Raw genomic sequence first — 2,225 nt, forward strand, 5'->3', positions numbered from 1 at the left:
ATGGGTTTTGACGGCAACGCGATCTATCGCCATTCGGACATCGCCGAGCTGCGCGACACTTCCGAAGAAGACCCCAAGGAATTGCAGGCCTCCAAGTACGACCTGAACTACATCGCGCTCGACGGCGAAATCGGCTGCATGGTCAACGGCGCGGGCCTTGCCATGGCGACGATGGACATCATCAAGCTCTACGGCGCGGAGCCTGCCAACTTCCTCGACGTGGGCGGCGGCGCGACCAAGGAAAAGGTCACCGAGGCGTTCAAGATCATCACCTCCGACCCGCAGGTCAAAGGCATTCTCGTCAACATCTTCGGCGGCATCATGCGCTGCGACGTCATCGCCGAAGGCGTGGTCGCGGCGGTCAAGGAAGTCGGCCTGAAGGTCCCGCTGGTCGTTCGCCTCGAAGGCACCAACGTCGAGAAGGGCAAGGAGATCATCAACACCTCCGGCCTCGACGTCATCGCCGCAGACGACCTCAAGGACGGGGCGGAAAAGATCGTCAAGGCCGTCAAGGGATGAGCATGCGCGCTCTTATCTGTGTCGCGGTATCAGGCTTGCTTCTCGCAGGCCAACCGGCATTGGCAAAGCGGGTCTCAAAGAACGAAGTTGGTATGGTCGCGCAAGCCGCCGAACGGTGCGCCGCGTCCTTTCCCGACATGACCGCGCTTTCGCGGTCTCACCGCGCGGGCGGGCTGCGAAACGAAGGCACCGGCCGGGGAATTCAATTCTTCAGCGGGGGAGGCCGCGATGTCTTGGTCGCGAACTCCACGCAGTCGTCCGATCCTTGGTGCATGTTCAGTGTGGATGGGCTTCAGGAGAACGAAGCCGACGCTCTGTTGCATCAACTCATCGCGGCGAATGGCGCCAAGATCAGCAATCCTCTCGATCCCAAAAATCGCCGAAACATGTGGAGCGCCTATGCGGTGGAATTCAACGGACGCATATACTTCGCGGGGGTTACACGGGTCCAGACTTTCGGGCCGATTTTCCGCGGCTCGCTGATTGTCTTCCGGCATATTGATTAGCGAGTTTCTGATTGTGACCGTGCTCCCCCCACCACCTGTTTCACCTCTTCCAGCGCAGATTCGCCGGATGGGTATGCTCGGCGTGATGGGGTTCGTCGTCGCGCTCCTCACCGGGTGCTCGGAGGAAACACGCCCTGATCGGTTCGAACTGGCCAATGTCCGCGCCAGCAACGTTGTGCCAAAGAGCTCGGCAACTGCTTTCGTGGGCGCCTTCGCCCGGCACTGCCTGAAAGGCGAACCTGCGGCGATCGAAGCCAGCCTGCTCTCTGCGGGATATGTACAGGCGCGCGGCGGCACGGGACCTGCACGCTCCTTTGTCGTCGATGACAAGCGCCCGCTTGTGATCCTCTCCGAAGGCGGCTGCGCTGTCGGGGCCGCGCCCAGAACCGGGCAGACCCCCCGCGTGCAAAGCTTTGTCACCCAGACGTTTCCCGGCGCGCGGGCGGTCGATCCGCAGGCCCTCTCTGCCGAAAGGGCCTGGCAACTGGCTGACGGCACTCTGATCCTCACGACCCGGAGCGGTACTCCGGGGCTCTCCACTGCGACCTATCTGCTCGGCTTGACCTACCCCGCCGCGCGCGACACCTAGAACAACAAACAGGAGAACGCCGACATGGCTGTCCTCGTCGACGAAAATACCAAAGTCATCTGTCAGGGTCTTACCGGCTCGCAGGGTACATTCCACACCGAACAGGCCATCGCCTATGGCACCAAGATGGTCGGCGGGGTCACCCCCGGCAAAGGCGGGCAGACGCATCTCGATCTGCCGGTCTTCAACTCGGTCCATGAGGCCAAGGCCAAGACCGAGGCCAACGCCTCCGTGATCTATGTGCCGCCGCCCTTCGCCGCCGACTCGATCCTTGAGGCGATCGACGCGGAGATGGAGCTGATCGTCTGCATCACCGAAGGCATCCCGGTGCTGGACATGATGCGCGTCAAGCGCGCGCTGGAAGGCTCCAGGTCGATCCTCATCGGACCGAACTGCCCCGGGGTCATCACGCCCGACGCCTGCAAGATCGGCATCATGCCCGGCCACATCCACAAGCGCGGCTCCGTCGGCGTCGTCTCACGCTCCGGCACGCTGACCTATGAGGCCGTGAAGCAAACGACCGATGTGGGCCTCGGCCAGTCGACCTGTGTTGGCATCGGCGGCGATCCGATCAAGGGCACCGAGCATATCGACGCGCTCGAATGGTTCCT

3 protein-coding genes and 1 pseudogene are annotated in these 2,225 nt (G+C 62.5%); all 4 read left to right on the plus strand.

The features are described from left to right. Positions 1 to 519 (plus strand): annotated as a pseudogene (sucC, locus tag BM234_RS17175) (succinate--CoA ligase subunit beta); the annotation flags it as partial. 2 nt (positions 520 to 521) lie between these two features. After that, positions 522 to 1,025 carry a hypothetical protein gene (locus tag BM234_RS17180; protein ID WP_092067014.1) on the plus strand — a complete coding sequence of 168 codons (504 nt, stop codon included), beginning with the start codon at positions 522 to 524 and terminating at the stop codon, positions 1,023 to 1,025. 67 nt (positions 1,026 to 1,092) lie between these two features. Then, positions 1,093 to 1,614, plus strand: a complete 522-nt coding sequence (locus tag BM234_RS17185) for a hypothetical protein (RefSeq protein WP_139226826.1) — start codon at positions 1,093 to 1,095, stop codon at positions 1,612 to 1,614. Positions 1,615 to 1,638: 24 nt separating this feature from the next. After that, positions 1,639 to 2,225: succinate--CoA ligase subunit alpha (locus BM234_RS17190; RefSeq protein ID WP_092067016.1), on the plus strand; the 587-nt coding region annotated here is incomplete at its 3' end.

The organism is Poseidonocella pacifica (assembly GCF_900111875.1).
Lineage (GTDB): Bacteria > Pseudomonadota > Alphaproteobacteria > Rhodobacterales > Rhodobacteraceae > Poseidonocella > Poseidonocella pacifica.